This is a genomic window from Streptomyces arenae, from assembly GCF_022343545.1.
Lineage (GTDB): Bacteria > Actinomycetota > Actinomycetes > Streptomycetales > Streptomycetaceae > Streptomyces > Streptomyces humi.
This window is the reverse complement of sequence record NZ_JAKQYH010000002.1, coordinates 451,575-478,552: the sequence shown is the minus strand read 5'-3', so window position 1 is coordinate 478,552 and position 26,978 is coordinate 451,575. Positions and strand designations below refer to the sequence as shown.

Sequence of the window (26,978 nt, the reverse complement as noted above, 5' to 3'; positions counted from 1 at the left end):
GGTGTGGCCTTCGTCACCGCTCCCTCTGCACGAGGTTGCCTACGGGAGAGGAAACGTTGCGCGTACCTCCCAGCCGTGGGTAGCCGGTGGTCCGGCGTGCAACTCGCCGCCGAGCGCTGTGACTCGCTCGGTGAGGCCGACCAGACCGAAGCCACCCCCGCGGGCGGCGTCGGGGAGTTGTACGGCACCGTGGCCGTTGTCCGTCACGGTCACTTCCAGGCCATCACCGGTCCGGCTGACGGCGACGGAGATCTCGGTGGCGTCGCCGGCGTGGCGTCGTACGTTCGTCAGGGCTTCCTGCACGACGCGGAACGCGGCTGCCTGCACCTCGTGCGGGACGCCGTCGGGCAGGTCGGGGGCGCGGCGCAGGATGGCCTTCTGGCCGGGGCCCGCGAATCCCGCTACCAGGTCGTCGACGGCGGCCAGGTCGCCGGCCGGCCGGCGGTCAGCGGTGTCGGGCCCGGTGTCGCGCAGGACGCCGACTGTACGGCGCATGGAGGCCAGGGCCTCGGTGGCGGCGCGTTCGATGCCTGCCAGGACGGGGTCGAGATCCTGCGGTCGGGTGGTCGCCATCATGCGTGCCATCTGAGTCTGCACGAGGATGCCGGTGACATGGTGGGCCACGAAGTCGTGGAGGTCTGCGGCGATGGCGAGGCGTTCTGTGCGGCGGGTCTCCTCCTGCGCGACGGAACGGCGGTAGTCCAGTGAGCGCACGTACCCGGCGAGGCCGGCCACGAGACCAGCCAGAGCCAGGCCCGCCGCGAGGAACCCCACGGAGTCTCCGTGCAACGACCGGTAGTACCGCACGGGCAGGGTCAGCAGGGCAGCGCAGTCCAGCAGGGCGCAGAGCAAGACCCAGCGTGGCGGGCAGTGCCGTACGGCGACGAACAGCAGGCTCAGCAAGATCGCGACCTCGCCGGGTCCGAAGAAGACGGCCTGACCGCTGATCAACGCGCCTGCTGTGAGCGCGCCCGAGGCCAGGGCGGGTACGGCGGTACGCAGCTGCGGTGTGAGCCAGAAGGGGCGCCGGTCGGCGGGCCACAGCAGTGCGGCGAGGCCTACCAACAGCACGGCGGCGGTGGGCCATGCCAGACCTTCGGAGCCTGTGCCGAGCAGGTCGGCCGCACACGCCGCCAGCAGGAAGCCTACGGCGAGGCCTTGGGCGCAGCCCCGGCCGGAAACGGATCTCATGCGACTCACCGTAAGCGAGACGGTGTGCGCCGGGATCGGCCGAACGGCCGAGGACGTCGGTGGGTGAATCCTGGCCGGATGGCCGAGGCGCGCACCAGCGGGACCACGCGAGAGTGGCACCACTCTCCCCTTCAGCCCTTAGGAGTACCTGATGCAGCGCAAGTTCCTCATCGGCGTCATCGGCGGCGCCGTCGCGATGGTCGCCGTGGGCGCCGTCGGCACCCATCTGCTCGCCGACCCGGAGTCGACCACCGAACTGGACGAGCACAGCACGGTGATTGTCGACGGCCACAAGGCCCTGGCACCAGGCATCGTCGCGGGCCGTGTGCAGAGCAAGTACCACCCGCTGCCCTGGGTCGGTTCGAAGGTGTCCGAGGTGACCTGCCCGGCAGGCCTGAAGGCCCAGGCCGGAGCCACTGTCACCTGCACGGGCCAGCAGGACGGAGGGAAGCCGTTGTCGATCCCGGTGACGGTGATCAAGGCCGACGTGGGCTCCATCACCTGGAAGTTCGAGCGCTGAAGGGGGGACCGCAGCACATCATGACCACTGTCCTGGCCGGTTACGGCCTGACCAAGAAGTACGGCGCCACCTCGGCCCTCGCGGATGTCGACGTCGAGGTCGCCGAGCGCGACTCGCTGGCGATCATGGGGCCCTCCGGCTCCGGCAAGTCCACCCTCCTGCACACCCTCGCCGGGATCATCCGCCCCGACAGCGGCCAGGTTCTCCTGCGTGGTGAGCGCATCGACGACCTGGGGGAAAACCGGCTCAGCGCGCTGCGGCGCAAGCGGTTCGGGTTCGTCTTCCAGTTCGGCCAGCTGCTGCCGGAGCTGCCTGCCGAGGAGAACATCGCCCTGCCGCTCATGCTGGAAGGTGTCCCGCGCAGGCAGGCGGTGCAGCGGGCCCAGCGCTGGTTCGCGCCACTCGGTCTGGAAGGGCTGGAGCAGCGACGTCCCGGCCAGCTGTCCGGTGGCCAGGCCCAGCGGGTGGCCATCGCCCGCGCCCTGGTCGTCGAGCCGGACGTCGTCTTCGCCGACGAACCCACCGGCGCGCTGGACCAGCACACGAGCCGGGAGGTGATCCGCCTGCTCACTTCCGTTGCCCGGGATCAGGGCGCCGCTCTGGTGATGGTCACCCACGACGCGGACATCGCCGGTTACTGCCAGCGGCGCTTGCACGTACGGGACGGCCGGCTCACGGACGCCGGCCAGCACACCGTCGCCTGACACCCCCGCCCGCCCCTCCCCGGAGTCCCCTATGCGTTCCCCCGTCCTTCCCCTGACTTGGCATCTGACCCGGGCTTCCGGGCGCCGCGGCCTGCAGAGCCAGCTGCTCGCGGCCAGCGCGGCCGCCGTCGGCTCGCTCGTCCTCCTCGTGCTGCTCGCCGCCTATCTCGGTGCGGGATCCCGCGCCGACCGCACCGCGTGGCGCACTCCCGAGCCCGCCCGCCACGGCACCGCCGTCCAGGCACTCGCCACGACGTATGTCCGCGACCGTCCGGTCACCGTGGTCTCACTCGCCCAGCTGCCCGGCCGGCCGCAGACCCCGGCTCCGCCCGGGCTGGCCGCGTTCCCCCGAGCCGGCGAGGTGTACGTTTCCCCCGCCCTGGCGCGGCTGATGCACGACCTGCCGGCGAGCCGGCTCGCCGACCGCTTCCCCCACGTCTCGTCGTACGGCGCCATCGGCACCGCCGGTCTGGCCTCTCCCGACGAACTGGTGGCGGTCGTGGGCCGGGCACCGACCGACCCCGCGGTGTCGAAGGCGGCGGACGGCGGCGGGGCATGGGACCAGCAATTGACGGCACGCGCGGTGGTCTCAGGGTTCTCCGGCTTCCAGTGCAGCCTGTTCACGCTCGGCGACCAGACTGTCGTCCTTCTGGGGGCGGGACTGCTGGTCGTCCCCGTGGTGGTGCTGGCTGCCGCCGCCGGACGACTCGGCGCGGCCCGGCGCGAGCAGCGCCTCGCGGCACTGCGACTCGCCGGTGCCGCCCCCCGTCAGATCCTGGCCATGACCGGCGTCGAAACCGCGGTGGTCGGTACTGCCGGAGCCCTGGCGGGCGCGCTGGTCTATACGGCGCTGCTGCCCGCCCTGGCCCAAATCCCGTTCGGCATCGGCCGCTGGTACACCGACCAGCTGTGGGTGGGACTGCCGTGGCTGGCCGCCATCGTCATCGCGGTCGCGGGGGTCACTTCCATCAGCGCCATGTCGATGCTGCACCAGGTCGCGACCGCGCCCCTCGGTGTCGCCCAGCAGTCGAACCCGCGCCGCACACGCCTGATCAGGGTCGTCGTCTTCGGTGCGGCGATCGCCTACATCTACGCCAGCTCCCGCGGCAGCAGCCTTGACAACCGCCAGACCATCACCCTCGTGCTGCTGTTCTACGGCGCGTTCTGGCTGTTCGGCCCCTGGGTCGTCGATCGGCTCGGCCGGATCATGGGCCGGTTCGCGCGGCGCCCGGCGACTCTGCTCGCCGCCCGCAGGCTCAGCGACGATCCCCGGGGCGCCTGGCGCACAGTCAGCGGACTGGTACTGGCCGGATTCGTGGCCGGCTTCTTCACCGTCGGCCACCTCTCCGCCACCGGATCGGACTTCCGCGGCCAGATCGCCCTTCCCACCACGAGCACCACCGACACCGGGCGCGCTGCCGCCGCAGCCCGCACCGTGCTGCGCGAGGCCGGCGTCACGGCCTCCCTCGCCCCGCAGGACGACAACTGGCTCCTGGGCGGCAACAACGGCCTGATCATCCGTGTGTCCGGCGGCCCGGCCGACATCGACACCGCCGTCACCGCCCTGACACCCCTCGCACCGAGCCGGCTGCCGTACGGCGAGGCGTACGCGAACGCGGAGAGCACCGTATGGACCGAACGTCTAGCCGACGTCGGCACGGCCACACTGACCCTGGGCTTCGTCGTCGCCGCCGCCTCGGCCGGACTCACCGCCGCCGCGAACGTCCTGGACCGACGCCGCGTGTACGGCCTGATGCGCCTGTCCGGCGCCCCGCTCAAGGTGCTGGACACGGCCCGGATCCGCGAAACGGTCCTGCCGCTCGTCGTTCTGGCCGGAGGCACGACCGCGATCGGAGTCTGGGCCGGCTACCAGGTCGACAAGATGGCCGACGCCTCGATCAGTGCGTCAGGGGCCGTGCAGCTGGGGCTCTGCGTGACCCTGGGCGCGCTGGCAATGTTTGCCGCGATCGGCGCCAGCAAACCCCTGCTGCGCAGGGTGACAGCCGATCCGGCACAGACCGCCGACTGACGTCCCTGCCGCACAGCCGAAAGCCGGCGCCGACTCTCTGAGGCATGATCGAGCCATGCCCATCCCTGCTCCCAGCTCCTCGCCCATCCGCGTCCTCATCGCCGACGACCAGGACATGGTCCGCACCGGCTTCCGCTTCTTCCTTGAGGCCCAGCCGGACATCACCGTGGTCGCCGAGGCCGCCAACGGCGAGGAAGCCGTGGGACTGGCCCGCCGAGAACGGCCCGACGTATGCCTGCTGGACATCCGGATGCCCAAACTCGACGGCCTCACGGCGACCCGGCTACTCGCGGGGCCGGACGTGGCCGACCCCCTACGGGTGGTCGTGGTCACCACCTTCGACCTCGACGAGTACGTCTACGGGGCACTGCGCGCCGGAGCGTGCGGCTTCCTGCTGAAGGACTCCGGCCCCACCCTCCTCGCAGAAGCCGTCCGCGCCGCCGCACAAGGAGACTCGCTCGTCTCCCCCTCCGTCACCGTCCGCCTGCTCAGACACATCACCACAGCACAGGAGACAGATGCCGCCCAGCCTGCTGCGCCCACCCCGCCTGCTCAAACCCTGACCGAGCGTGAGCTCGATGTGGTCCGCCTGGTCGCACTCGGACACACCAACACCGAGATAGCCGCCGAGTTGTACGTCTCGCTATCCACGGTGAAGACACACCTCTCCAGCGTCCAACTCAAACTGGCCGCCCGGAACCGCGTCGAGATCGCGGCCTGGGCCTGGCAGCACGGCTACGCGCAACCGCGAACCTAACCGGCCGGTGCTGCCTGTCTCGTGCAGGCCAACTGCCGCCGGGAAGTACTTGCGAGAAGACGCCATGTCTGACGACCTACCCGTTGCACGAGCGCATGTGGAGTGGGCGGTGGTATCGCCGGAGGGGCCAGCCAATGGCGTAACTCGGGTTGGGCCGAGTTAGCGGCGGTCGACGGAGAGTCGGCCGTCGAAGGCGATGTCGAAGGCCTGCGTGGCGGGCTTCCAGCGCATGGCCCAGAGGGACATAGGTGCCGGCAGCTGCGGTGTCGTCGAAGCCGCCCACACTGATGTCGCCGGGCACCCGCAGTCCGTGCGCGCGGGCGGCCTCTATAACATGTCGCAACGGTGCAGGACCATGTACTGGCGCAGGAACCGCAGCGTCTCGTCACCGTCAGGAGTGGCCTTGACCTTCGCCTGGAAGGTGGAAGGGTCCTTGACCTTGCCGTCCGGCTTAGAGCGGTCGAAGTACCGCACTGAGTGAAACCCGCCGCTGGCGACGATGTGCGAAGAGTGCGTGGTGATGACCACTTGCACCTTCCACGGGGCCTTGCGCTTGATGAAGTCCTGAATGTTCTTGATGAAGACCTCCTGCATCTGGGGATGCAGGAGGGCCTCGGGCTCCTCGATGAACAACACCTGGAGCGCCGGCTTCGGGGCAGCACGCTCGTACGCCTGGTGAAAGCTGATGACCTGCAGGATCGTGAAGATCAACTTACTGTAGCCGAGCCCATTGCGGCCCTCAGGAAGGTGGTAGTCGCCGTCTCCAGAAGGATACTGGAGCCGCGTGCTGCCCCTGAGGATGCCTGAGCCCTCCATGAGAGACACGATGCGGGGCTTCTCGACGGGTGCGATCGTCCCGACCCCGAAGCTACGGAGGTCTTCGAAGACCCGGTCGAACAGCGATTTGTAGCTGGTGTCGAGCTCCAGCGACGCTGCGGCCAGGGCATCCTCGATCTGCTCGATGCTCTGATGACGCCCCTCAGGCCCGCTCTTGACCTTGTAGTAGGTCTCGAACGTCTTGGACAGCGTGCGGGCTTTGTCTCCCGGGGTGTCGTCGACCTTGGTCTGCGCGTAGACGAACTTGACTGAGACGATCGCCTGCGCGGCACTGCGCTTGATCTCCTTTGTCACCTTCTCGTCGAGCGGGCTCACTGCTCGGAAGACGGGGGCGAAGTAGTCCGTGAAGTTCTTGCGCAGCCACTTGATGGGCTCGAACTTCGGCCTCTGACTCGCCGTCCAGAAGTTTTTGAGCAGGTCGTGCGGCCTTGCTGCCTCCAGTGCCGCTTCGATCTTGACCGTGAAAAAGGAGTCGTCGAGGTCCAGGATCACGTCCGTGAGCGGAGCGAGGTCGTCGTCCTCGGCGTACTCGATTGTGAGTCCCAGCCGGATGGACGGCACGAGCTCGCACGCCTTGGCCAGCAGGTCCTCATGCGTCTCCTGATCGCCTTCGGCCGCATGCCGCTGTGCTTCGCCGAAGATCTGCAGTGCCTGCTCGATGTCGGGGATCCGGCAGGTGGAGAAGTCCTCCAGCACGAAGCGTGTGTCGTCGTCACCGAAGAACTTCTCGAAGAGGTTGACGAACGATGTCTTGCCGCTGTTGTTGCGTCCCACGATGAGCGTGGTTTGGTGATCGATGCGCACGTCCGCCTTGTCCAGGGCGCGGAAATTGATCACGTTGGCATGGGTCAGCTGCATCGCACTCCCGACATCGTTCCAACCCCGCTCACGCGGAGACGCACCCCTGCGGCCGCCGTGAGTCAAAGCAGTATCTGATACCGAAGGGACAGAGGTGTTTCCTTGGCTCAAAGTGGTCGATGGTGCCTCAGACCGTGTCGGTTTCGATCTGTTTCCGACGCGCCCTGCCTTTTCAGGCTTGCCGGCTCGTTGCAGGCCGATGCGCTGGACGCGGAGTTTGGCCAAGGCGAGATCGTTGGTCGCGGTGCCGAAGCCTTGGTCGGCGACGACCGTGCCCGGCGGGCGGCCCGTCAGTGACGCGGCGCGTTGCACCGAGGGAACCAGTTGCGGCGCATCGGCCGGGTTTCCGCGCTGGACCTGGTGGTCGACGATAAAGCCGGTCGTGGCTGCTGTTCAGCGGGCTGCGCGGATCATCACGGTGAGGACGGGTGAGGCCACTGACGGCTGGCTCTGCCCGATGTCCTCGTACCCCCACGACTTGTAGAGTGCGTGGACTTTTCCGTCCCCGGCGGCGAGGTTGACCATGAGGGTGACGAACGGCTCGTCACGTGTGGCGAGGAGCGCATCGTGGATACGTCGGGCAGTGCCGGTCTTCCGCCAGGCCGGCCGGACGCCGATCTCTTTCAGGGCTACGGCCGGTCGCTGGGTGTACTTCTCAGGCGGGGCGGGGCTGGTGCGTTGCCAGTACCGATCGCCATGCTCGATGGTGTTCCCGTAGGCGTAGCCGACTGGATGACTGCCTGCGTACGCGAGTACAGCCGCGAACCCGGGCTCGGTGCTGTGCCGGTCCAGACGTTCGCCGAACGCTGTGACGGCGTAGTTCGGCAGGTGGAGGAGGGGGGCGCGCACTTCGGCGTACACGTCGAGGAGGTCGCCGCGGGCGGTGTCGAGGGTTGTGAACGTGCGCAGTTCGATGGCGAAAGCCGTGGTCATGCGGCCATCCTCCAGGTGGCGGCGTGTTCGGTCCAGGTCTGCACGCTGGAGCTGCCCGGCGCGGTGGCGCGCAGCGCGGCCCCGAACTCCTGCAGCATGCGCGTGACCCGGGCGTGCTGGGTAGCGGCCTCGGCAGAGACCTTCATCGCGGTGACCGTGGCAGCTTCGGGGGCGCCCTGGGCGAGCTGGGCGTGCGCGAGCCGGGTCGTGGTGATGGCTCGGGAGCGGATCATGTGGGGCCGGAGGGCGGACAGGCAGCGGTGGGCGTGGTACTCGGCGGTCGAGTAGTCGCCGAGCGCCAAGTGCGCTGACAGGGCAAGAGAGTCCAGTTCGGCCTGGTCGTAGAAGGCGAGCATCCACACCGGCCGGTAGTCGGCGGGGTCGGCGCGCAGCATGGCGTCCTGGGCCTGTTCGAAGGCGCGTCGGGTGCCGGTGCGGTCCTGGGCCGCGCCGTGGATGGCGCCTTGGCGGGCCAGGCCGAGGGAGGCGAACAGAGGGTCTCGGCGGGTGAGGTGCAGGTTCCGGGCGACGTCGTTGGCGGCGAACGCGTCCGCGGGACGGCCCATGTGCCGGTACATGGTGCCCGCGTGGCTCCAGATGCGGAACTTGATCGCCTGGTCGCCGGACATCTCGGCAAGGGCCTGGGCTTCGCGCATGTGTGCCTTGGCGACGTCGTAGCGCCGGCCGTCGATGGCGGCCCACATCGCGGAGGAGCGGAAGGCGGCTGCTGAGGCGTAGAGGCTGCTGCGTACCCGTTGGGTGGCGCTGCCCGCGTTCTGGAGGTTGAGTGCCTCGTCGGCGAGGGCGGCGGCCCGCTGCTCGATGCCGAGTTGTCCGCCATGGCGGTGGTCGCTGGCGATGATCTCGGCGAAGCGCTTCTGTAGACGGTCGACGTCGCTCATGCCGATGCGGCGCGGGGATGCAGTGCCAGGAGCGGCGGCTGCTGCGGCGGCAGCCGCCGCGATGCCTCCGACGAGGGTACGGCGCTTCATGTCGGGGTCCTCCTGCTGCGATGGGGCGGGGGTGGACGGAGCCCGGCCCCGTGGCACGAACCCTAGAGCGATAGCGGGCAGGCCGCTGACGTCCTCAAGTGCCTTGCGGGTAGCCGATTTGGGCCACGTCACCCTGCCTGCTTTCCAGTCCCGGACCGATGAACCGTCGAGGCCGCCATGTCTCCCGGTCAGATCCTCTAAGGCCCTGTTGACAGCGTCAGCAAGGCTGTTGGAGCTGTAGCCATGTTCGGCCATCCACGCCTCAAGAACGGTGTTGCGCGTGGTGTCCATGTCCGCACGGTAGCCCGCACTTCCCCTGACCTGCCAGGTAAAGAGACGTTCAAATCGCCCTAGGTTCTTCCGATGGACGGATGGCTAATCGTCCTAATCACCTTGCGTGGCAGGGGAGTTGTCTTGGTGTCGGTCGCCCGCCACGCCCACCGTGTGGGCGGCTGTTGACGGCCCGTTCCGCCCCTGATTTTCCACGCGGGGGTGGGCCGGGCGCCGAGACGACACGAAGGCTCAACCCCAATGACGAGTCTCAGCAAGCCGGTTCAGGTCGCCCCCACAGGCCGCCCCGCCTACAGTCAGACCTTCCCGTGCGAGCCCGCCACGGCCGAAATCGGCCGCAAGCTCGTCCGTGACGTCCTCGGCGTATGGCACCTCGACAACCTTGCCGACGTCGCCGCGCTGATCATCTCGGAGCTGATCGCGAACGCCGTCAGGCACACCCCGTGCGATTCGATCCGTCTGATCATTGGGCGGCCGAGCGCGACACGGGTGCGCGTCGGGGTCGTGGACCGGGCGCCATCGCGCAAGCCGGTGCTCGGGCAGGTCAGGGAGGACGACGAGTCAGGCCGTGGCCTGCTCCTGATCGACGGCATCGCCGACCGCTGGGGCTATGACCTGCACGGCCCGGACGAGCGTCCACGGTGCAAAGAGGTCTGGGCCGAACTCTTCATGAAGGGCGACGAGTGAAGCCGACCGTGAATACCCCGCCCGTGCCGGACGTCGCCCGCCTCCGTCCCCGCCAGCAGATGGCCATGGAGTGCGCGCTCTGTGCCCGGTACCTGGGAGTGAGCGGCGAGTTCTTGGGCGATGTTCGTCATCGGGGCCTTGTGTTCCGGCTCTGGGTGTGCGGGCCCACTTGCTGGTCGCCCACCCCTGGACCGCGGACGGGAGCCAAGTTATGACCCCCCGCCCTGGCACGCAGGAGCACTGGGTCAACGGTGACTGCTGGCTCGGGTGCGAGCGCACCGGGGTGCTCGTGATCTGGCTTGGCCCACTGCAGTGGGACGGGCAGCACGCCCCGGTCCACGCCTGCGTGCCGTGCCTCGACCGGCTCAAGGCTCAGGCGCTCTCCTACTTCATGGAACGGCGGCCGACTGCCGTCTGACCAGACTCCCGCCTCCGGCCGTGCGGACTGTGCCGCATGGCTGGTGGCGGGCACCTCCGCACAACAACATCCCAACCACTCAGAGGAGTTGGCATGACACGCAGCACGGTAGTGCCGAGCAGCACTCATGTGAGCCAGCAAGTCCCAAGGACGTCGGACGGCTTTGACCTGGACGTGTCCCTCGTCGAGGTCGCCGATCCCGCGGGTCTGGTCAACCTGACCGACGACAACTGCGGAAGCACCTGCGGCGCCTGCACCACCAACGTCGCCTGACCCGCGGCTTCACGTCGCTCCGGGCTGGTGCCGCCGCGCCCTGTGGCGTGGCGGCACCAGCTGCCCGTCCCTCACCTACGGAGGTAGTGGTGGCTGCTCCGCGCCCAGCGTTCCGAACTGGCACGACCGCTCTCATACGGGCCGTTGCCTGGCCGACACTGCCGGGTCCTCCGCCCCCTGACCTCGACGATCACTCTCCCAACGGATCCGCCACCCGTGTCGCCTGGCTGCGCGAGATCTGGGCGAACGGCGACCTCGCCGAAGCCCTGGAACACGCCAGCCCGGTCCTGGCCGCGCAGGTCCGGACCCTGTGCAGGGCTGATGAGCCGTCAACGCGAGACGTCCGCCGTGCGGCTCTGTCCGTGGCCCGCTACCTACTGCGCTTCCAGCACCGAGCGACGCCATTCGGGCTCTTCGCCGGTGTGACTGTCGCGGAGTTCGGTCCGCAGGCGGGCGCACGCTGGGGTGTGGAGCACGTGGCCGTCGGCCATGCAGGTGCAGAGTGGCTGGCCGCCGTCGTCGAGACGTTGGAGTCCTGCCCCGACCTCCTCGAACGGCTGCCGGTGGTCGTCAACAACACCGTGACGAGCCGCGGGGACCGGCTCATCGTGCTGTTTCAATCCGATGCCCAAGACGATCGGACTCGCGCGGTTGAGGCGTCCCTGGCTTTGACCGAGCCCGTACGCGCGGTCCGCGCCGCGACCCGGGCGCCAGTCCGGTTCGGTGCGCTCGCGGACAAGCTCCAAGCGGAATTCCCCGAGGCCGGGCCATAGAAGGTGTACCGGCTGCTGGTGGAGCTGATCCAGCGCCGTGTGCTGATCACGAGTCTGCAGGCGCCGAGCACCGAGACCGACGCCCTCGGGCATCTGCTCGACCAGCTTGACGTGATCGATGCCGAGGCCCTCCCTCCAGTCTCGGAGATCGTGCGCGAGCTGCGGGCGATCCGAACCGGTCTGAACAAGTGCATGTCGCTTGCCGGGCGAGATGGCGTCGCAGCGCGGATGGGCGCTGTCGTGCCGGGCCTGCGCCGCCACCCTGTTGCGCTCGACCTGCGCCTGGACGCGCAGCTCGTTCTGCCGGACGCGGTCGCCCGCGAGATCGAGCGCGCGGCCCTGATTCTGACCCGCGTCAGCGCCCGCCCGTACGGCACCGCAGCGTGGGGCGCGTACCACCAGCGGTTCTACGAGCGGTACGGCGTAGTTGGGCCAGTGAGGAGACGCGACCAGTTGACTTTGGGCCGGTGGGTCATCGCCGTGGGGGAGATGGTGGGCCAGGATGCGACCGAGCTCGTGCCCGCCGCTTTCCAGTCGACGGCGTGACCGAGGGTTTCCATCCACACGCAGTCGGGCCCGAGCGGTGAGCAAGCGTTTGGCGGAAACCTTCAGCTCACGGCAGACGGGAAAGAGCCCCAACGGACTGGAACCTCCACCGGGATCATGTCAACGTACAACGGCCCGGGAAACGCCAGGTCAGCAAGGGGATGCGGGCCTCCGAGTTGAATTGGTCGTCCCCAGTCCACTGCCCGCGCCGCTCGGGCTCGTGACCGAGCAGCCCAAAGGAGGTCCACCTGCAGGTACCCGCAATCCGATCCACCCGCTTCATCGCCCCCATCCTCTTGGCACTTGGCGTCGCGAACGCGTGGACCGCCCAGATGACGGAGGACTATGCCGCTCCGTCTACGGCGCTGGGTTCTTTGTCTGCGAGGCAGGACTGTTCGGTGAGGACTTACTACGACGCGGCCGCCACCGTGCCCGAGAGGTCCTCGCGTCCTCGCGGGCGGGGCCGAGTGCAGGGCGATACATAGCAGACGATCCCCGGTTACCGAAACCGGGGATTGTGAGGAGCATTAGTGGTGCTTGCGCCCGGCTGCGCTTGGCGGTGGAGCCGTAGCGAATAGTGCCGCCAGTTTACCTAACCCGATCGGTAGACGCGGCACTGTGAGATTTGTCTGCCTGTTCGAGGAGAGTGAGTATTCTGTCCGATCCCATCAAGAAACTTCCACCGAACTCGAAGGGGAAGGTTCGATACCGGTTTGTTGTCGACGCGGGAGTCGACCCCGAAACTGGGAAGCGTAAGCAGTTGAGGCGCACCTTCGACTCGTTGAGGGAAGCTAGGGCTGAGTATGCGAACATAACTAATCGGCGGCATGACGGGTCGCTTGTACCGCCCAACAAGCTCACTGTGAATGAGTGGCTCGACCGGTGGCTGGCCATGAAAGCTGAGGACCTCGAAGAAACCACCATCTACAACTACCGGATCACCCTGGACCGAGTTCGGGGGAGGCTCGGTCATATCCGTCTCCAGGACCTTACTGAAGAGCACGTGGAAGAGTGGAGGGACTGGGCGCTGGCGCATGGCCGCGTGCGCGGTAAGAGGGCTGGGACGCCACTCAGCGTCACGAGTGTGGATATGAGTCTCGCTCGGCTGAAGGAAGCGCTGGGGAGAGCCGTAACTCGGCGGTTGGTGTACGTCAATGTCGCTGCCTACGTGACCATCCCCCGGAGAGCGCGCAAGGAAGAGCGAAAGACCAAGGAGGAGGTTCCGCCCTGGAACGTCCAGGAGGTTCAGAAATTCATACATGGAATTAGGGGTGAGCGTCTCCATGCTGCGCTTCTTCTTTCACTGATGGGGCTTCGGCCGGCTGAAGTGTGCGGCCTCCGGTGGGAAGACGTTGACTTGGAGAACGCTACGATCGTCATTGCCAACACGCGTACGATGATGGGCAACCGATACGTGGTGGAGAAGGACACCAAGTCTCTTGCCGGTGAGCGGGATCTGCCGCTGCCGGCGCTGGTACTGGGAGCACTCAAGGCCTTCCGGGCCCTCCAAGCGGAGGAGAGGCTCGCTTTGGGGGAGGCGTACACGGTGTCGGGCTACGTGCTGGCGCACGAGGCGGGCGAAGCCTTCACGATCAAGCAACTTCGCCGACGTGCGTACCGGCTTATGGAGCTTCTCGGGCTCCGTCGCGTCAGGCTCTACGACGCACGCTCGTCGTGCTTCACCTTCCTGGCCAACAACGGCGTTCCGGACCACATCCTCGCGCGATGGGCCGGACATACGAACGTGAAGACGACCAAGCGGTGGTACGTCAAGCCGGATGTAGAAGATCTTCGCGGAGCCGCCACCACGTGGGATCGCCTGCACGGGGGTGCGGCGGAAGGGTAAGAGTCGGTCACGCGGGCTGTGAGCCGAGCGCCTTGCGAGTCGTGTGGCCTGCCGGATTGGGGCGAGGTGGATTCGGAGTCCGCGTGCTGGTGGACCAGTGGCTGTGACTGAGAGCATCCGGCTACGGCCAAGACTTCTACCAAGCGTTCACCGTTGTGGTGTTCAAGCCGCTGTTGGGCGGGATTCCGGGAAGTTTCCAGGCGAGTCGTGACGAGCCTCGTTCGTGCCACCACACTCGATGCTGCAACCCGAACCGCCCGGAGGCCGTGATCAAAGAGGAAAGCGTTGCTCGTAGCGACTGAAGGAGGGCACGCGCCCGGAGAACCCGCTGCCGACACGGCCACGAGTACCTGCCGGAGAACGTCCACCTGGGTTCTCGTCGGTGGTCCGGCAGTGCCGGAGCGGGGCAAGGCCCGCTCGGTTTACCCCGGCGATGTGACATCTCGTGACAGATGAGAGGGTCAGGCGGGTGAGTGAGACACCGACGAACACCCTGCAATACCGCTTTGACGGGCCAGAAGACGCCCCAGTCCTGATCCTCGGTCCCTCTCTGGGTACCACATGGCACATGTGGGACCGGCAGATCCCGGAGCTGACCCAGCAGTGGCGGGTCTTCCGTTACGACCTGCCCGGGCACGGCGGCGCCCCGGCGCACCCGGCCGGTTCCGTCGCCGAGCTGACCGCCCGGCTGCTGCTCACCCTCGACTCCTTCGGCGTGCAGCGCTTCGGCTACGCGGGCTGCGCGCTCGGCGGCGCCGTCGGCATGGAGCTCGCCCTGCGCCACCCGGAGCGGATCGCCTCGCTGGCGCTGGTCGCCGCCTCCCCCCGGTTCGGGACGGCGGACGAGTTCCGCCAGCGCGGTGTGATCGTGCGCACGAACGGCCTCGACCCGATCGCCCGGACCTCGCCCGAGCGCTGGTTCACCAACGGGTTCGCCGCCGCGCAGCCCGCGATCACCGAGTGGGCCGTCCAGATGGTCCGCACCACCGACCCCGGCTGCTACATCGCCGCCTGCGAGGCGCTGGCCGGCTTCGACGTCCGTACCGAGATCGGCCGGATCGGCGTGCCGACGCTCGTGCTCGTCGGTTCGGACGACCAGGTCACCGGCCCCGCCGAGGCCCGCACCCTGGTCGCCGGGATCCCGGACGCCCGGCTCGCCGTGGTACCCGGCGCCTCCCACCTGGTCCCGGTCGAGCAGCCGGCCGCCGTCACCGACCTCCTGGTCCGCCACTTCTCCACCGCCTGGCAGCCCGCCTTCGACTCCACCACCGGCCAGATGGCCGTCCCGGCCGCTCCGCCGAAGCCGGTGCAGGCCGCCGGGCCGCCGGTGGTGCTCCAGCCCGGACCCCGGATGGCCCCGCAGGTCACGCCGATCGCCGAGATCGCCCCGGCCGTCGTGGCGCCGCAGTCGCTCGGCCGGCCCGACCCGTACGACGCCGGACTGAAGGTCCGCAGGGAGGTGCTCGGGGACGCGCACGTGGACCGGGCGCTGGCGCAGGCCGACGAGTTCTCCGGGGACTTCCAGGACCTCGTCACCCGCTACGCCTGGGGCGAGATCTGGGACCGGCCGGGACTCGACCGGCGTTCGCGCAGCTGTGTCACGCTCACCGCGCTCGTCGCGGGCGGCCACCTGGAGGAGCTGGGATCCCACGTCCGGGCGGCCCTGCGCAACGGCCTCACCCCGGACGAGATCAAGGAGGTGCTGCTCCAGACGGCGGTGTACTGCGGGATGCCGGCGGCGAGCAGCGCGTTCCGGGTCGCCCAGCAGGTCGTCCGGGAGGAGACCACCCCCGAGGACTGACGGACGGCATGGGAGCAGGATGGTGACCATGAAGCTCACCAAGATGTCCCACGCCTGCGTGCGCCTGGAGAAGGACGGGCGCACGCTCGTCATCGACCCCGGCGGGTTCAGCGAGGCGGACGCGGCCGTCGGCGCGGACGCGATCCTGGTCACGCACGAGCACGCCGACCACTTCGACGAGGGCCGGCTGCGGGCCGCGCTGGACGCCGACCCCGCGGTCGCGATCTGGACCCTGAAGGCGGTCGCCGACCAGCTCGCGGCGGCGTTCCCGGGCCGGGTGCACACCGTCGGCCACGGCGACGCGTTCACCGCGGCCGGCTTCGACGTCCAGGTGCACGGCGAACTGCACGCGGTGATCCACCCCGACATCCCGCGCATCACGAACGTCGGCTACCTCGTCGACGGCGGCAGGGTCTTCCACCCCGGCGACGCCCTCACCGTCCCCGACCGCCCCGTGGAGACGCTGATGCTCCCGGTGATGGCACCCTGGAACAAGATCTCCGAGGTCATCGACTACGTCCGCGAGGTACGGCCGCAGCGCGCCTACGACATCCACGACGCCCTGCTCACCGACCTGGCCCGGCCGATCTACGACCGCCAGGTCGGTGCCCTGGGCGGCACGGAGCACCTGCGGCTGGCCGCGGGGGCCTCCGCCGACGTCTGAGGCACGTTGTCAGAGGGGCCCGGTAGGTTGTGGGGCATGCGCATCGCGACCTGGAACGTGAACTCGATCACCGCCCGCCTGCCGAGGCTCCTGGCCTGGCTGGAGAGCAGCGGCACCGACGTGCTCTGCCTCCAGGAGGCCAAGGTCGCCGAGGAGCAGTTCCCGTTCGAGCCCCTGCGCGAGCTGGGCTACGAGGCCGCGGTGAACGCGACGGGCCGGTGGAACGGCGTGGCGGTGCTGTCGAAGGTCGGCCTGGAGGACGTCGTCAAGGGCCTGCCCGGCGACACGGGCTACGACGGCGGGGTGGAGCCCCGCGCCATCTCGGCGACCTGCGGCCCGGTCCGCGTCTGGTCGGTGTACGTGCCCAACGGCCGCGAGGTGGACCACCCGCACTACGCGTACAAGCTCCAGTGGTTCGAGGCGCTGAAGGCGGCGGTGGCCGGTGACGCGGGCGGCAGCCGCCCCTTCGCGGTCCTCGGCGACTACAACGTGGCGCCGACGGACGACGACGTCTTCGACCCCGCCGCCTTCGTGGGCCTCACCCATGTCACCCCGGCCGAGCGGGCCGCCCTGACCGCCCTGCGCGAGGTGGGCCTGTCCGACGTGGTCCCGCGCCCCCTGAAGTACGACCACCCGTACACCTACTGGGACTACCGCCAGCTCGCCTTCCCCAAGAACCGCGGTATGCGCATCGACCTGGTGTACGGCAACGAGCCATTCGCCAAGGCCGTCAAGGACTCCTACGTGGACCGCGAGGAGCGCAAGGGGAAGGGCGCGTCCGATCACGCCCCGGTGGTGGTGGACCTGGAGGTCTGAGTGTCAACCTGGGACCATGCACATCCCCTTTCTGGGCAACAGGCACGGCCAGGCCGGTGACGTCCCCCACACCGCGGACCCCGAGCTGCTCGCCGAGTGCGAGCTGCTCCGCGCCCAGGCGGCCGAGGACGGCGTCGCGCTCGACGACACCCCGGCCTCGCTGGAGGCGCTCGACCAGCTGCTCCCGCGCTGGCGGGACGACGAGGAGAGGCTGGCCTGGCTCGGCACCGACGCCGGCCTGTATCTGGGCACCGTCCTGATCCGGACCGTGCCCGGCGCGCAGTGGGAGATCCGCGCCGACGGCGAGCCGGTCGTACGGCTGTCCTCCGGGCGGGAGTTCGAGGTGGTCGGGTCCGGCCAGGACTGGGCCGCGAGCGGCGTTCCCGAGCTCTCGCAGCTGTACGCGGAGGTCTCCGAGGCCTGATCGACGGCCGTGCGCAGGCTCCCGAGGGAGTCACCGGGCCGGGCATAAGGGCGACGTAAATACGGCTTATGTCCGGAAGGTGCGTGTCGCGCCGCAAGGTCACCCGCGGCTGGATAGTTTGCGGCGACCGCGACCTTGCCGGGAGCGGGCCGGCGCCACGTACGGCGCCTCGCTGCCGGCCCCGCCCTCGGCTGCCATGTGCCCGCCACCCACCAGGAGTTCTCGATGCCGGGAAACCGATCGCGTCCAACCTCGACTACGATTTGCCGTTCATCCCTGTGGTGATGGTGATCTCGCCGATCCGCACCGGGATGTGCGTGTCGCTCTCGTGGTCCGCCGGTCGGGTGGCCCGCCGGGGGCGGCGCAGTCCTGAGACCGGGGCCGTCGAGGCGGCCCCGGCCGAACCAGGGACGCTGCTGCCCGGTGGGGGACCCCCAACGGCCCCTCGACCGTAGGAGCAGCAGCCAGGGCCAGGCCCGGCCGGCGGCAGCCGGAGATCACTGCTCGCGCAGCGGAACGGACACGTAGGACGGGTCGTTCACCGGCGAGGAGAAGGTCAGCTGCGCGCCGGACGGGTTGTGCTCGATGTAGAGCGGATCCACCGTGTCGATCACCAGCGCGAGCCGGTGGCCGGCCGGGACGTCGTAGGCCGTGGAGAACAGGTCCAGGTCGACGTCGAACGCCTTGCCGGGCGTCCGGTCGTACCAGGTGTACGGCGCGTGGGTGACCAGTTTGCCGAGGCCGAGCGGGCCCACGTCGTACAGGTAGGCGACGAGGGTGCCGCTCTCCTTGGTCGAGGTCAGGGTGGTGTGCAACCGGGCGGTGCCGCGGACCTGTTGCGCGCCGCCGTACCGCTCGGACTGCCAGACGGCGGCCCAACGGCGGGGCAGCAGCGGGATCGAGGCGACCGGCGGCACCGAGGTGACCTGGTCGAGGAGGCCGGAGAGCAGGACCACCCCGCCGTCCGCGCCCGAGTCGACGTTCGCGTGGATGGTGGTGGAGCCGGCGAGGTCGAGCTTGCGGCGGGTGGCGCCCACCGACTTCCAGTCCGGGTAGCCCTCGTAGCCGCCGCCGCTACGGGACTTGAGCTGGACGGGCTGCTCGCGGTCGACGCCGTTGTCCGTACCCTTGAGGTAGTGGTCGAACCAGCGCTCGGTGTCGGTCCACACGTCGTTGGGCAGCCCGAGCAGGCCGGAGATCTCGGCGGTGGCGTGGTCGCCGGGCCTGAGTTCGAGGCGCTTGGGGACGGTCAGCTTCCCGTAGAAGTCGGCGTACTGGTTGGCCGGGAAGATGCTGTCGCTCCAGGCGTTGGCCATGAAGACGGCCGCGCCGTTCTTGTTCAGCTGGTCGACATAGGTCGCGACGGAACGTTTCGCCCCCCATTCGATCAGGGCCTGTTCCCGGTCCATGTTCGAGGCGTAGAAGTCCTTGAAGACCTGCGCGGCCTCGGGGCTCTCGCGGCCGGTGAGAGTCGCCGTGCCGTCCAGCAGGGCCGCCGCCTCGACGTGCTGGGTGCGCCCCGAGTAGATCGAGTCGATCAGGTCCGCCCAGCCGCTGAGCGCGCCGACCGCGGTGATCCGCTTGTCGTGCGCGGCGGCCAGCAGACTGATCCCGGCGCCGTACGACACCCCCGCGATCCCGATGTGCCGTGGGTCGGCGGCGGTGTTGGCGAGGGCCCAGTCGATGACCCGGGACGCGTCCGCCACGTCCGGCGGACCGGCCACTTCTATCCGCCCGCCCGACTGCCAGAACCCACGCACGTTGTAACTGAGCACGATGTAACCGGAGTCCGCGAGCTTCTGGGCCTGGGCCAGATACTCGACCTGCGGGAACGACCAGCTCGTGGGCAGCACGACGAGCGGGTAGTGCTGCGTGGCGTCGGCGCCCGCGGGCATGACGACGTTCGCCTTCAGGACCGTGCCGCCGTCACCGGTGATGTCGACGAAGCGGACGGAGCCGGCGGCCTCGGCGGCCGGAGCCAGGCCGACGACGGTACCGGCGATCAGGGCCGCCGCGGCGGCGGCCGCGGCGGTGGTGCGCAGAGCGGTGGTACGACGACCGTGTCCCATCGGTCACTCCTCACTCGTGTCAGTGCAAAGTGACCAGACGGTAACCGCGATGCCTTACCGGAAGTAACCCGCCGGTAAGTTACGTGCCGGTAAAGATTGTTGAAGTGTGCAGGCACTCAGGACGCGCGGTGGGACGAGCGAGCGGGCTCGGTCGCCGCCGGCGGCAATGGCGCCTGTGCGGCACGGGTGACGTCCGCGACCAGCTCGACCACGTCCGGGCCGTACGCCTGCGAGTTGACGACCTTGAGCAGGAGGACGAAGGAGCTGTTGCCGTGCTTGCGGGCGAGCCGTTCGTGGTTGCGGGCGAGGTAGCGGGTGGCGGCCTGGTTGGTGATCGCGCGCTGCCCGCAGAACAGGAACACCGGGCGGGCGTCGGGGCGCTGGCCCGCCGTCAGCCGGGCCAGCAGCACATGCTCCGTGATGCCCGGATCCAGCCGGTAGCGCTCGGTGCCGATCTGGAAGGCACCGCGGTCCGGTCCCGGCTCCGGATCGACGTTGACGCGTATGCCGGGCAGCATCGCCGACATGTGGGCGAGCATCCGGCGGTTCGAACCGGGGCCGCCGACACAGAACTCCGTGCGCTCCCCGAAGCCCTGCTGGACGTTGTCCTGCGTCACCATCTGGAGGTTCGCACGGCAGTCCTTGATGAGGGCGGCCAGCTCCAGCAGCGCGAACACGTCGAACCGGTGGACCGCCGGCTCGGAGGTGGCCGGATCGCGGTTGACGACCAGCAGCGACTCCGAGTTCTCCGGAAGTCCGAAGAAGGCCTGCTTGCGGCGGAGCTTCCGCCGCCAGAGATAGGTGCGGGCCAGCCAGCCGAGCGCGGCGCTGATGCCGGCGGCCACCACACCGAGGACAATGTTGCGCAGGTCGTCATTCATGGGCGCGCATGCTAGCGGGCGCGGGTGGCCGGAACGGACCCGTGTTCGAAGTGTGCCAGTCGTATGAAGTGCCCTGAATCCGGCTGTCGGGGTCGCCACCTCGCGGATACGCTGCGCGGACGTTCCCGAACTGGAGGTGCGGATGCGTCGCCCTGTCCCGCGGAAACTCACCGTCCTGGCGGTCTCGGCCGCCGTGGTGTCGGTAGGGGCGGCCGCGCCCCCGGCCCACTCCGGCGGCACGGACGTCCGGAAGAGCCCGGTCGCCGTCGGGTACGGCGGCGCCGTCTCCAGCGTCGACGCGGACGCCACCGCCGCCGGGATCGAGGTACTGCGCAAGGGCGGCAACGCGGTCGACGCGGCCGTGGCGACCGCCGCCGCGCTCGGCGTCACCGAGCCCTACTCGTCCGGCATCGGCGGAGGCGGCTACTTCGTCTACTACGACGCCAGGTCCCGGACCGTCCACACCATCGACGGCCGCGAGACCGCGCCGCTGACCGCCGACTCGAACCTGTTCGTGGAGAACGGCAAACCGCTCGCCTTCGCGGACGCGGTGAGCAGCGGCCTGAGCGTCGGCACACCGGGCACGCCCGCCACCTGGCAGTCGGCGCTGGACCAGTGGGGGACCGAGCGGCTCGGCACGGTCCTGAAGCCGGCCGAGCGGATCGCCCGCAAGGGGTTCGTCGTCGACGACACGTTCCGCTCGCAGACCGCCGCGAACGAGACCCGGTTCCGGTACTTCCCCGACACGGCGAAGCTGTTCCTGCCGGGCGGGCAGCTGCCGGTGGTCGGCTCCACCTTCAAGAACCCCGAGCTGGCCCGTACGTACCGGGAGCTCGGCAAGAAGGGGATCGGGACGGTCTACCGGGGCGACCTCGGCAAGGACATCGTCTCGACCGTCAACAACCCTCCGGTGGACCCGGGTTCGGGCTGGAAGGCGCGGGCGGGCAAGCTGTCCGCGAAGGATCTCGCCGCCTACCGCGCGAAGTCGCAGGCGCCGACCGAGACGTCGTACCGCGGGCTGAAGGTGTACTCGATCGCACCGTCGTCGTCCGGCGGGACGACGGTCGGGGAAGCGCTCAACATCCTGGAGAACACCGACCTCTCCAAGGCCGGCGAGGTGCAGTATCTGCACCACTTCATCGAGGCGAGCCGGATCTCCTTCGCCGACCGGGGGCGCTGGGTCGGCGACCCCGCGTTCGAGAACGTGCCGACGAAGGGGCTGCTGTCCCAGCGGTACGCCGACGAGCGGGCGAAGCTGATCAGCGACGACGCCGTGCTCACCAGCCCGGTCGCGCCGGGCGACCCCAACGACCCGGGTTCGACGGGGACTCCGGCGCCGACCACGTACGAAGGGGAGAACACCACTCACCTCACCGTCGCCGACAAGTGGGGCAACGTCGTCTCCTACACGCTGACCATCGAGCAGACCGGTGGCAGCGCGATCACGGTTCCCGGGCGGGGGTTCCTGCTCAACAACGAGCTGACCGACTTCTCGTTCGCCCCGGCGAACCCCGCGGTGCACGACCCGAACCTGCCCGGTCCCGGGAAGCGGCCGCGGTCCTCCATCTCACCGACGATCGTCCTCGACAAGGCGAACCGGCCGGTGGTCGCGGTGGGGTCGCCCGGTGGGGCGACCATCATCACCACCGTGCTCCAGGTGCTGACCGAGTTCCTCGACCGGCACCTGCCGTTGGTGGACGCGATCGCGGCGCCTCGTGCCTCGCAGCGGAACGCCGCGAAGACCGAGTTGGAGCCGGCGCTGTACAACGACTCCGTGCTGCGGGGGAAGTTGGAGGCCATCGGGCACTCGTTCTCGTTGAACCCGGAGATCGGGGCGGCGACCGGGGTGCAGCGGTTGCCCGGTGGGAAGTGGCTGGCGGCGGCGGAGACCGTGCGGCGGGGTGGGGGGTCCGCGCAGGTGGTGGATCCGGCACCGTAGTTCGCGGGCCGCAGGTGCGTGGGGGCTGTTCGCGCAGTTCCCCGCGCCCCTAAAGGGGCGCCTTCTGTGGGCGGAATTCCAAACGGCCGTCCGTGACATCCACGGTGACGCTGCTGCCTTCCTCGATCGTGCCGTCCAGCAGCAGGCGTGACAGTTTGTTGTCGACCTCACGTTGGATGGTGCGGCGCAGCGGGCGGGCGCCGTACTCCGGCTGGTAGCCGTGGTCCGCCAGCCAGGTGACCGCCGTGTCCGTGAAGTGGGCCGTGATGCCCTGGGCGTGCAGCATGCGCCGGGTGTGCTCCAGCAGGAGTTCGGTGATCTGGTGCAGCTGCTCGCCGGTGAGCTGGCGGAAGACCACGATCTCGTCGATGCGGTTGAGGAACTCCGGGCGGAAGTGCTCCCGGAGCGGGCGCAGCACCTGTTCGCGGCGGGCCTCCTCCGTCGCCTCTTCGCCGCCGGAGCCGAAACCGATGCCGGCGCCCCGCCGGTTGATCACGTCCGAGCCCAGGTTGCTCGTCATCACGATGACCGTGTTGGTGAAGTCCACCGTGCGGCCCTGGGAGTCGGTCAGCCGGCCGTCGTCCAGCACCTGGAGCAGGATGTTGAAGACGTCCGGGTGGGCCTTCTCCACCTCGTCCAGCAGGAGCAGCGAGTAGGGATGGCGGCGGACCACCTCGGTGAGCTGGCCGGCCTCCTCGTGGCCGACGTATCCGGGCGGGGCACCGACCAGACGGGAGACCGTGTGGCGTTCCTGGTACTCGCTCATGTCCAGGCGGACCATCCGGTCCTCGCTGCCGAACAGCACCTCGGCGAGCGCGCGGGCCAGTTCGGTCTTGCCGACACCGGTCGGGCCGAGGAAGAGGAAGCTGCCGATCGGGCGGCTCGGGCTGGCGAGCCCGGCGCGGGAGCGGAGCACCGCCTCGGCGACGGCCGCGACCGCCTCGTCCTGGCCGATGACCCGCTGGTGCAGGTGTGATTCCAGGCCGAGCAGCCGTTCCTTCTCCTCCTGGGTGAGGCTGCTCACCGGGATGCCGGTCAGGCGGGACACCACCTCGGCGATCGCCTCGGCCGTGACCTCCAGGTTCAGCCCCTCGTCCGCCTGGTCCTCGCCGGACAGTTCGGTGATCCGGGTCTTCAACTCGCCGATCTTGTCGCGCAGTTGCGTGGCGTGCTCGTACTGTTCGTCGGCGACCGCCTGGTCCTTGTCCCGGACGAGCTGTTCGATCTCGCGCTCCATGGCGCGTACGTCGCTGCCCTTGGTGCGCGAGCCGAGCCGGACCTGGGCGCCCGCCTGGTCGATCAGGTCGATCGCCTTGTCCGGCAGCCTGCGGTCGGTGAGGTAGCGGTCGGACAGCTCGACGGCGGCGACCAGCGCCTCGTCGGTGTAGCGGACCTGGTGGTGGGCCTCGTAGCGGTCGCGCAGGCCGCGCAGGATCTCGATGGCGTCCGGGACCGTCGGCTCGGGCACCAGGATCGGCTGGAAGCGGCGGGCCAGTGCCGCGTCCTTCTCGATCTTGCGGAACTCCTCCAGGGTGGTCGCGCCCACGATGTGCAGCTCGCCCCGGGCGAGGGCCGGTTTGAGGATGTTGGCGGCGTCCATCGCGCCGCCCTCACCGCCGCCCCCGGCGCCGACGACGGTGTGCAGTTCGTCGATGAAGACGATCAACTGGTCGGAGTGGGCGCGGATCTCGCCCACGATGGTGTTCAGCCGCTCCTCGAAGTCGCCGCGGAACCGGGTGCCCGCGACCACGCCGGGCAGGTCGAGGGCGAGCACCCGGCGCCCGGAGAGGATGTCGGGCACGTCCCCGTCGGCGATCCGCTGGGCCAGACCTTCGACGATCGCGGTCTTGCCGACCCCCGCGTCGCCGATCAGCACGGGGTTGTTCTTGCCGCGCCGGGACAGCACCTCGATGGTCTGCTCGATCTCGTCGTCACGCCCGATCACCGGGTCGATGCGGCCCTGCGCGGCCAGCTCGGTCAGGTCGCGCCCGTACTTGTCCAGGGTGGGCGTGCCGGTACGGCGCCGGGTGTCGGTGCCGGAGAGGGAGCGGTCGGTCTCGGGGGCGTCCGGGGGCAGGCCCGCCGCGGCGTACCGGGCGGCGTTCAGGATGTGCCCGGCGGCCGAGTCGGGGTTGGCCGCGAGGGCCCCCAGGACGTGCTCGGGGCCGATGTACCCGGCCCCGCCGGCCCGCGCCAGGTCATGCGCGTCCAGCAGGGCCCGCTTGACGGCGGGGGTGAGGGACAGCGAGGTCGGCGGGGGCGCCTCGCCGGGCGAGTGCCGGACCGGACCGGCCCGGTCGTCGATCTGGTGGGCCAGCGAGTCGGGATCCGCACCGGACCTGCTGAGCAGGGAACGGGTGGGCTCGGCCGTGAGGGCGGCGCGCAGCAGGTGCTCGGTGTCGAGGTCCCGGCTGCCGTGTTCGGCGGCGTACTGGGCGGCGCCCTTGACCAGTTCCCTGGCGGGCTGACTGAGCAGCCTGCCGATGTCGATCTGGCGGGGGCCCTGCCGTGGTCCGCCGCCGCCGAAGAAGCGGGCGAGGAACTCGCCGAAGGGGTCCTGTCCGTAGTCGCCCGGTCCGGGGTAGCCGCTGGTCATGAGCGTTCGTTCCGTTCCGGCGTCCCGGCGCCTGGCGGGACGCGCTCGCTGGTCGACGTGCCGGTCCACGCGGGTGCCCCTGCAGGGCCCGGTCACACCACCTTCGCACGCCCGCCCATGGGGGGCATGTCCAGCGGTTCGGGCAGCGGGCCGACGGGCAGGACGGCATCGGCCTGGGCGGCCAGTTGGGCGTCGTGCGTGATCAGGAAGGTGGTCCGGGAGGCCATCAGACGCCGCAGCGGCTCCATCACCCGGCGTGCGGACTCGCCGTCGAGGCCGGTGGTCGGCTCGTCCAGGACGAGGACCGGGGTGTCGCGCACCAGGGCCCGCGCGATCGCCACCCGCCGCTGCTGGCCACCGGAGAGCTGTCGTCCGGCGGGCCCCACGGACGTGTCGTAGCCGTCGGCCAGGCGCCGGGCGAAGCCGTCGACGTCGGCGGCCACGGCGGCCCGCAGCACGCTCCGCTCGTCGGTGCCGGGACGGCCGTACGCGATGTTCTCCCGGATGGTGCCGTCCAGGAGCATCGGATCCTGCGGTACGAGGGTGATCAGCTCCCGCAGCCGGCGCAGCGGAAGGCTCGCGATGTCCCGGCCGTCCAGGAGGATGCGGCCCTCGGTGGGGTCGTAGAAGCGCAGCAGGAGTTTCGCGAGGGTGGACTTGCCGGAGCCGCTGGGGCCGTCGATCAGGACGAGCCGGCCCGGGTGCGCGGTGAAGTCCAGGCCGGTGACGGTCCGCCGGTTCCCGCCGGGGTAGGTGAAGCCGACGTTGTCCAGCGTCACCACGCCCGGACCGCCGCCGTACGCGGGCGGTGGAGGCAGCGGAGGTCTCGGTCCGTCGTCGGCGCGGGGCGTGCCGCGGGTGACGGCGGGGCGGGTGTCGAGCACCTCGAAGAGACGTTCGCAGGCGGCGGTCGCGGAGGAGATGCTCACGGCCAGGCCGCCGAGCGCCTGCACCTGCGGGTGGAGGTAGCCGAGATAGGCGGCGAAGGCCAGCAGCCCGCCGACCGTCAGCCGGCCGGCGGCGATCTCCCAGGCGCCCGCGCCGACCACGGCCAGCACCGACAGCGACTCGACGACGTCGGCGAACGGCAGGTAGGCGTTGGACAGCCGGGCCCGCGCCAGGCTGCTGCGCATCCGGGCGGCACCGCGCCGGTGCACCCGGTCGCGCTCGGTGTCCTGCCGGTTGTACGCCTGTACGACCGGCATGTTGGCGAGGTTCTCGTCGAGCGCGTCGACCAGCTCGCCGTACCGGTCCCGTTCCGCCCGGGAGAGCGCTCTGACCGGCCGGGAGAGTCTCCGGGTGCCCAGCCACAGCACCGGGGCCGCGGCGAAGGTGAGCAGGGCCAGCTCCCAGCGCAGCCAGAGTGCGGCACCCGCGAAGAAGACCAGGCTGACGACGGTGTTGAGCAGCTGCACCGGCCCCGAGGCGACCACGTGCTCCGCCTCGTCGACGTCACCGGTGAACCGGGCCAGCAGGTCTCCGGGCGGGTTGTTCTCGTAGTAGTGCGGGGGCAGCCGCTGCGCGTGCTGGAACACCTCGTCACGGCAGCGCAGCCGGAACCCCTCCTCGGCACGGCTGGTCAGCTGATGGGCGGCGAAGGTCACGGCCGCGCCCAGCAGCGCCACCGCGAGCCATAGTCCGGCCGGTTTCCAGAATTTCGTGGGCTCGGCCGAGGTGAGTACCGTGTCGGTGAGATGGGAGAAAACCTGAATTGCCGCCGTATCGCATCCGACGGATATCGTCTGGCAGGCCACCGCGGTCCACAGGTGAATTCTTTCCGGCCGGGTGAGCGGCCACAGTCTGCGAAATGCGGTGGCAGGTGAGATCTTCGCGTGCCGCTGGAACATCGCCCTTCTTCCGCCTCGGTTTGCCCGGGGCGCGGACCGGCGAGGAAGGGCGTTCCCTCGCCGGTCCGCCCGCCGCGAACGGTGTTACGTCACGGGATCAGCGGCCGCCGGCATTCGGGCGGGGCGGCCGGCCGCCCTGGGGCGGAGGCGGCGGCGGCACCGGGCGCCGCCGCGTGGGCCGAGGGACCGGTACCCGCATGCGCACGTTTTCCATGAGAACTCCTTCGCTGCCGCGGGCGGCCCTTTTCCCGCCCGTCTCGGACATGTATACGGGCGCATTAATGGG

22 protein-coding genes and 3 pseudogenes are annotated in these 26,978 nt (G+C 69.7%); 15 read left to right on the top strand and 10 right to left on the bottom strand.

Annotated features, from left to right (window positions below; all coding sequences use genetic code 11):
• Positions 1-39 precede the first annotated feature (39 nt).
• Positions 40-1,191, bottom strand: coding sequence for a sensor histidine kinase (locus tag MB828_RS02100; RefSeq protein WP_301646667.1), 1,152 nt, complete (start codon positions 1,189-1,191; stop codon positions 40-42).
• Positions 1,192-1,342: 151 nt separating this feature from the next.
• Between MB828_RS02100 and MB828_RS02095 the strand changes: the two genes are divergently transcribed.
• The 4 genes from MB828_RS02095 to MB828_RS02080 are packed head-to-tail and all read left to right on the top strand — an operon-like array spanning position 1,343 to position 5,201.
• Positions 1,343-1,711: a DUF4333 domain-containing protein gene (locus MB828_RS02095; protein ID WP_301646666.1), complete on the top strand. Its 369-nt coding sequence runs from the start codon at positions 1,343-1,345 to the stop codon at positions 1,709-1,711.
• Positions 1,712-1,731: 20 nt separating this feature from the next.
• The gene (locus MB828_RS02090) at positions 1,732-2,415 is read left to right on the top strand and encodes an ABC transporter ATP-binding protein (protein WP_301646665.1); all 684 of its coding nucleotides are present in this window, start codon (positions 1,732-1,734) and stop codon (positions 2,413-2,415) included.
• A gap of 31 nt (positions 2,416-2,446) precedes the next feature.
• Entirely contained in the window at positions 2,447-4,444 is a 1,998-nt protein-coding gene (locus MB828_RS02085) for an FtsX-like permease family protein (RefSeq protein ID WP_301646664.1), read from the top strand.
• A gap of 55 nt (positions 4,445-4,499) precedes the next feature.
• On the top strand, positions 4,500-5,201 hold the full coding sequence (locus MB828_RS02080) for a response regulator (protein WP_301646663.1): 702 nt from the start codon (positions 4,500-4,502) through the stop codon (positions 5,199-5,201).
• A 76-nt stretch (positions 5,202-5,277) separates the two neighbouring features.
• Here the strand turns inward: MB828_RS02080 and MB828_RS46625 are convergent, their stop codons facing one another.
• From MB828_RS46625 to MB828_RS02055, 5 genes and pseudogenes are all read right to left on the bottom strand, one after another.
• Positions 5,278-5,502, bottom strand: coding sequence for a hypothetical protein (locus MB828_RS46625; protein WP_343236141.1), 225 nt, complete (start codon positions 5,500-5,502; stop codon positions 5,278-5,280).
• Positions 5,503-5,528: 26 nt separating this feature from the next.
• On the bottom strand, positions 5,529-6,896 hold the full coding sequence (locus MB828_RS02070; RefSeq protein ID WP_301646693.1) for an ATP-binding protein: 1,368 nt from the start codon (positions 6,894-6,896) through the stop codon (positions 5,529-5,531).
• A 132-nt stretch (positions 6,897-7,028) separates the two neighbouring features.
• A pseudogene (locus MB828_RS02065) lies at positions 7,029-7,274 on the bottom strand (ISNCY family transposase); the annotation flags it as partial.
• Positions 7,275-7,289: 15 nt separating this feature from the next.
• Positions 7,290-7,829, bottom strand: a complete 540-nt coding sequence (locus MB828_RS02060) for a GNAT family N-acetyltransferase (protein ID WP_301646662.1) — start codon at positions 7,827-7,829, stop codon at positions 7,290-7,292.
• A complete protein-coding gene (locus tag MB828_RS02055) occupies positions 7,826-9,112 on the bottom strand; it encodes an XRE family transcriptional regulator (protein WP_301646661.1) in 1,287 nt (428 codons plus the stop codon). The genes MB828_RS02060 and MB828_RS02055 overlap by 4 nt, the downstream gene beginning before the upstream one ends.
• Before the next feature lie 240 nt (positions 9,113-9,352).
• Here MB828_RS02055 and MB828_RS02050 point away from each other — a divergent pair, with 240 nt between their 5' ends.
• From MB828_RS02050 to MB828_RS02005, 10 genes and pseudogenes are all read left to right on the top strand, one after another.
• A complete protein-coding gene (locus MB828_RS02050; protein ID WP_301646660.1) occupies positions 9,353-9,799 on the top strand; it encodes an ATP-binding protein in 447 nt (148 codons plus the stop codon).
• A 211-nt stretch (positions 9,800-10,010) separates the two neighbouring features.
• On the top strand, positions 10,011-10,217 hold the full coding sequence (locus MB828_RS02045) for a hypothetical protein (RefSeq protein WP_301646659.1): 207 nt from the start codon (positions 10,011-10,013) through the stop codon (positions 10,215-10,217).
• A gap of 93 nt (positions 10,218-10,310) precedes the next feature.
• Positions 10,311-10,490, top strand: coding sequence for an FxLD family lanthipeptide (locus MB828_RS02040; protein WP_301646658.1), 180 nt, complete (start codon positions 10,311-10,313; stop codon positions 10,488-10,490).
• Positions 10,491-10,726: 236 nt separating this feature from the next.
• Positions 10,727-11,689: pseudogene (locus MB828_RS02035) on the top strand (lantibiotic dehydratase family protein); the annotation flags it as partial.
• A 766-nt stretch (positions 11,690-12,455) separates the two neighbouring features.
• Positions 12,456-13,655 carry a site-specific integrase gene (locus MB828_RS02030; RefSeq protein ID WP_301646657.1) on the top strand — a complete coding sequence of 400 codons (1,200 nt, stop codon included), beginning with the start codon at positions 12,456-12,458 and terminating at the stop codon, positions 13,653-13,655.
• Positions 13,656-14,124: 469 nt separating this feature from the next.
• Complete coding sequence (gene pcaC, locus MB828_RS02025; protein ID WP_301646656.1) at positions 14,125-15,456, top strand: 4-carboxymuconolactone decarboxylase; 1,332 nt, start codon at positions 14,125-14,127, stop codon at positions 15,454-15,456.
• A 28-nt stretch (positions 15,457-15,484) separates the two neighbouring features.
• Entirely contained in the window at positions 15,485-16,120 is a 636-nt protein-coding gene (locus MB828_RS02020) for an MBL fold metallo-hydrolase (protein WP_301646655.1), read from the top strand.
• 36 nt (positions 16,121-16,156) lie between these two features.
• On the top strand, positions 16,157-16,936 hold the full coding sequence (locus MB828_RS02015) for an exodeoxyribonuclease III (protein WP_133026294.1): 780 nt from the start codon (positions 16,157-16,159) through the stop codon (positions 16,934-16,936).
• Between the two features lie 16 nt (positions 16,937-16,952).
• Positions 16,953-17,360, top strand: a complete 408-nt coding sequence (locus tag MB828_RS02010; protein WP_046733836.1) for a DUF6278 family protein — start codon at positions 16,953-16,955, stop codon at positions 17,358-17,360.
• A gap of 221 nt (positions 17,361-17,581) precedes the next feature.
• Positions 17,582-17,815, top strand: a pseudogene (locus MB828_RS02005) (amino acid ABC transporter permease); the annotation flags it as partial.
• Positions 17,816-17,857: 42 nt separating this feature from the next.
• Here MB828_RS02005 and MB828_RS02000 read toward each other — a convergent pair.
• A complete protein-coding gene (locus tag MB828_RS02000; protein WP_301646654.1) occupies positions 17,858-19,429 on the bottom strand; it encodes a CocE/NonD family hydrolase in 1,572 nt (523 codons plus the stop codon).
• Between the two features lie 116 nt (positions 19,430-19,545).
• A complete protein-coding gene (locus MB828_RS01995; protein WP_133026291.1) occupies positions 19,546-20,310 on the bottom strand; it encodes a hypothetical protein in 765 nt (254 codons plus the stop codon).
• Between the two features lie 142 nt (positions 20,311-20,452).
• Here MB828_RS01995 and ggt point away from each other — a divergent pair, with 142 nt between their 5' ends.
• Complete coding sequence (gene ggt / locus MB828_RS01990) at positions 20,453-22,249, top strand: gamma-glutamyltransferase (protein ID WP_301646653.1); 1,797 nt, start codon at positions 20,453-20,455, stop codon at positions 22,247-22,249.
• A 49-nt stretch (positions 22,250-22,298) separates the two neighbouring features.
• Here the strand turns inward: ggt and MB828_RS01985 are convergent, their stop codons facing one another.
• Positions 22,299-24,845: an ATP-dependent Clp protease ATP-binding subunit gene (locus tag MB828_RS01985; RefSeq protein WP_301646652.1), complete on the bottom strand. Its 2,547-nt coding sequence runs from the start codon at positions 24,843-24,845 to the stop codon at positions 22,299-22,301.
• 92 nt (positions 24,846-24,937) lie between these two features.
• Entirely contained in the window at positions 24,938-26,692 is a 1,755-nt protein-coding gene (locus MB828_RS01980) for an ABC transporter ATP-binding protein (RefSeq protein ID WP_301646651.1), read from the bottom strand.
• Positions 26,693-26,978: the final 286 nt, after the last annotated feature.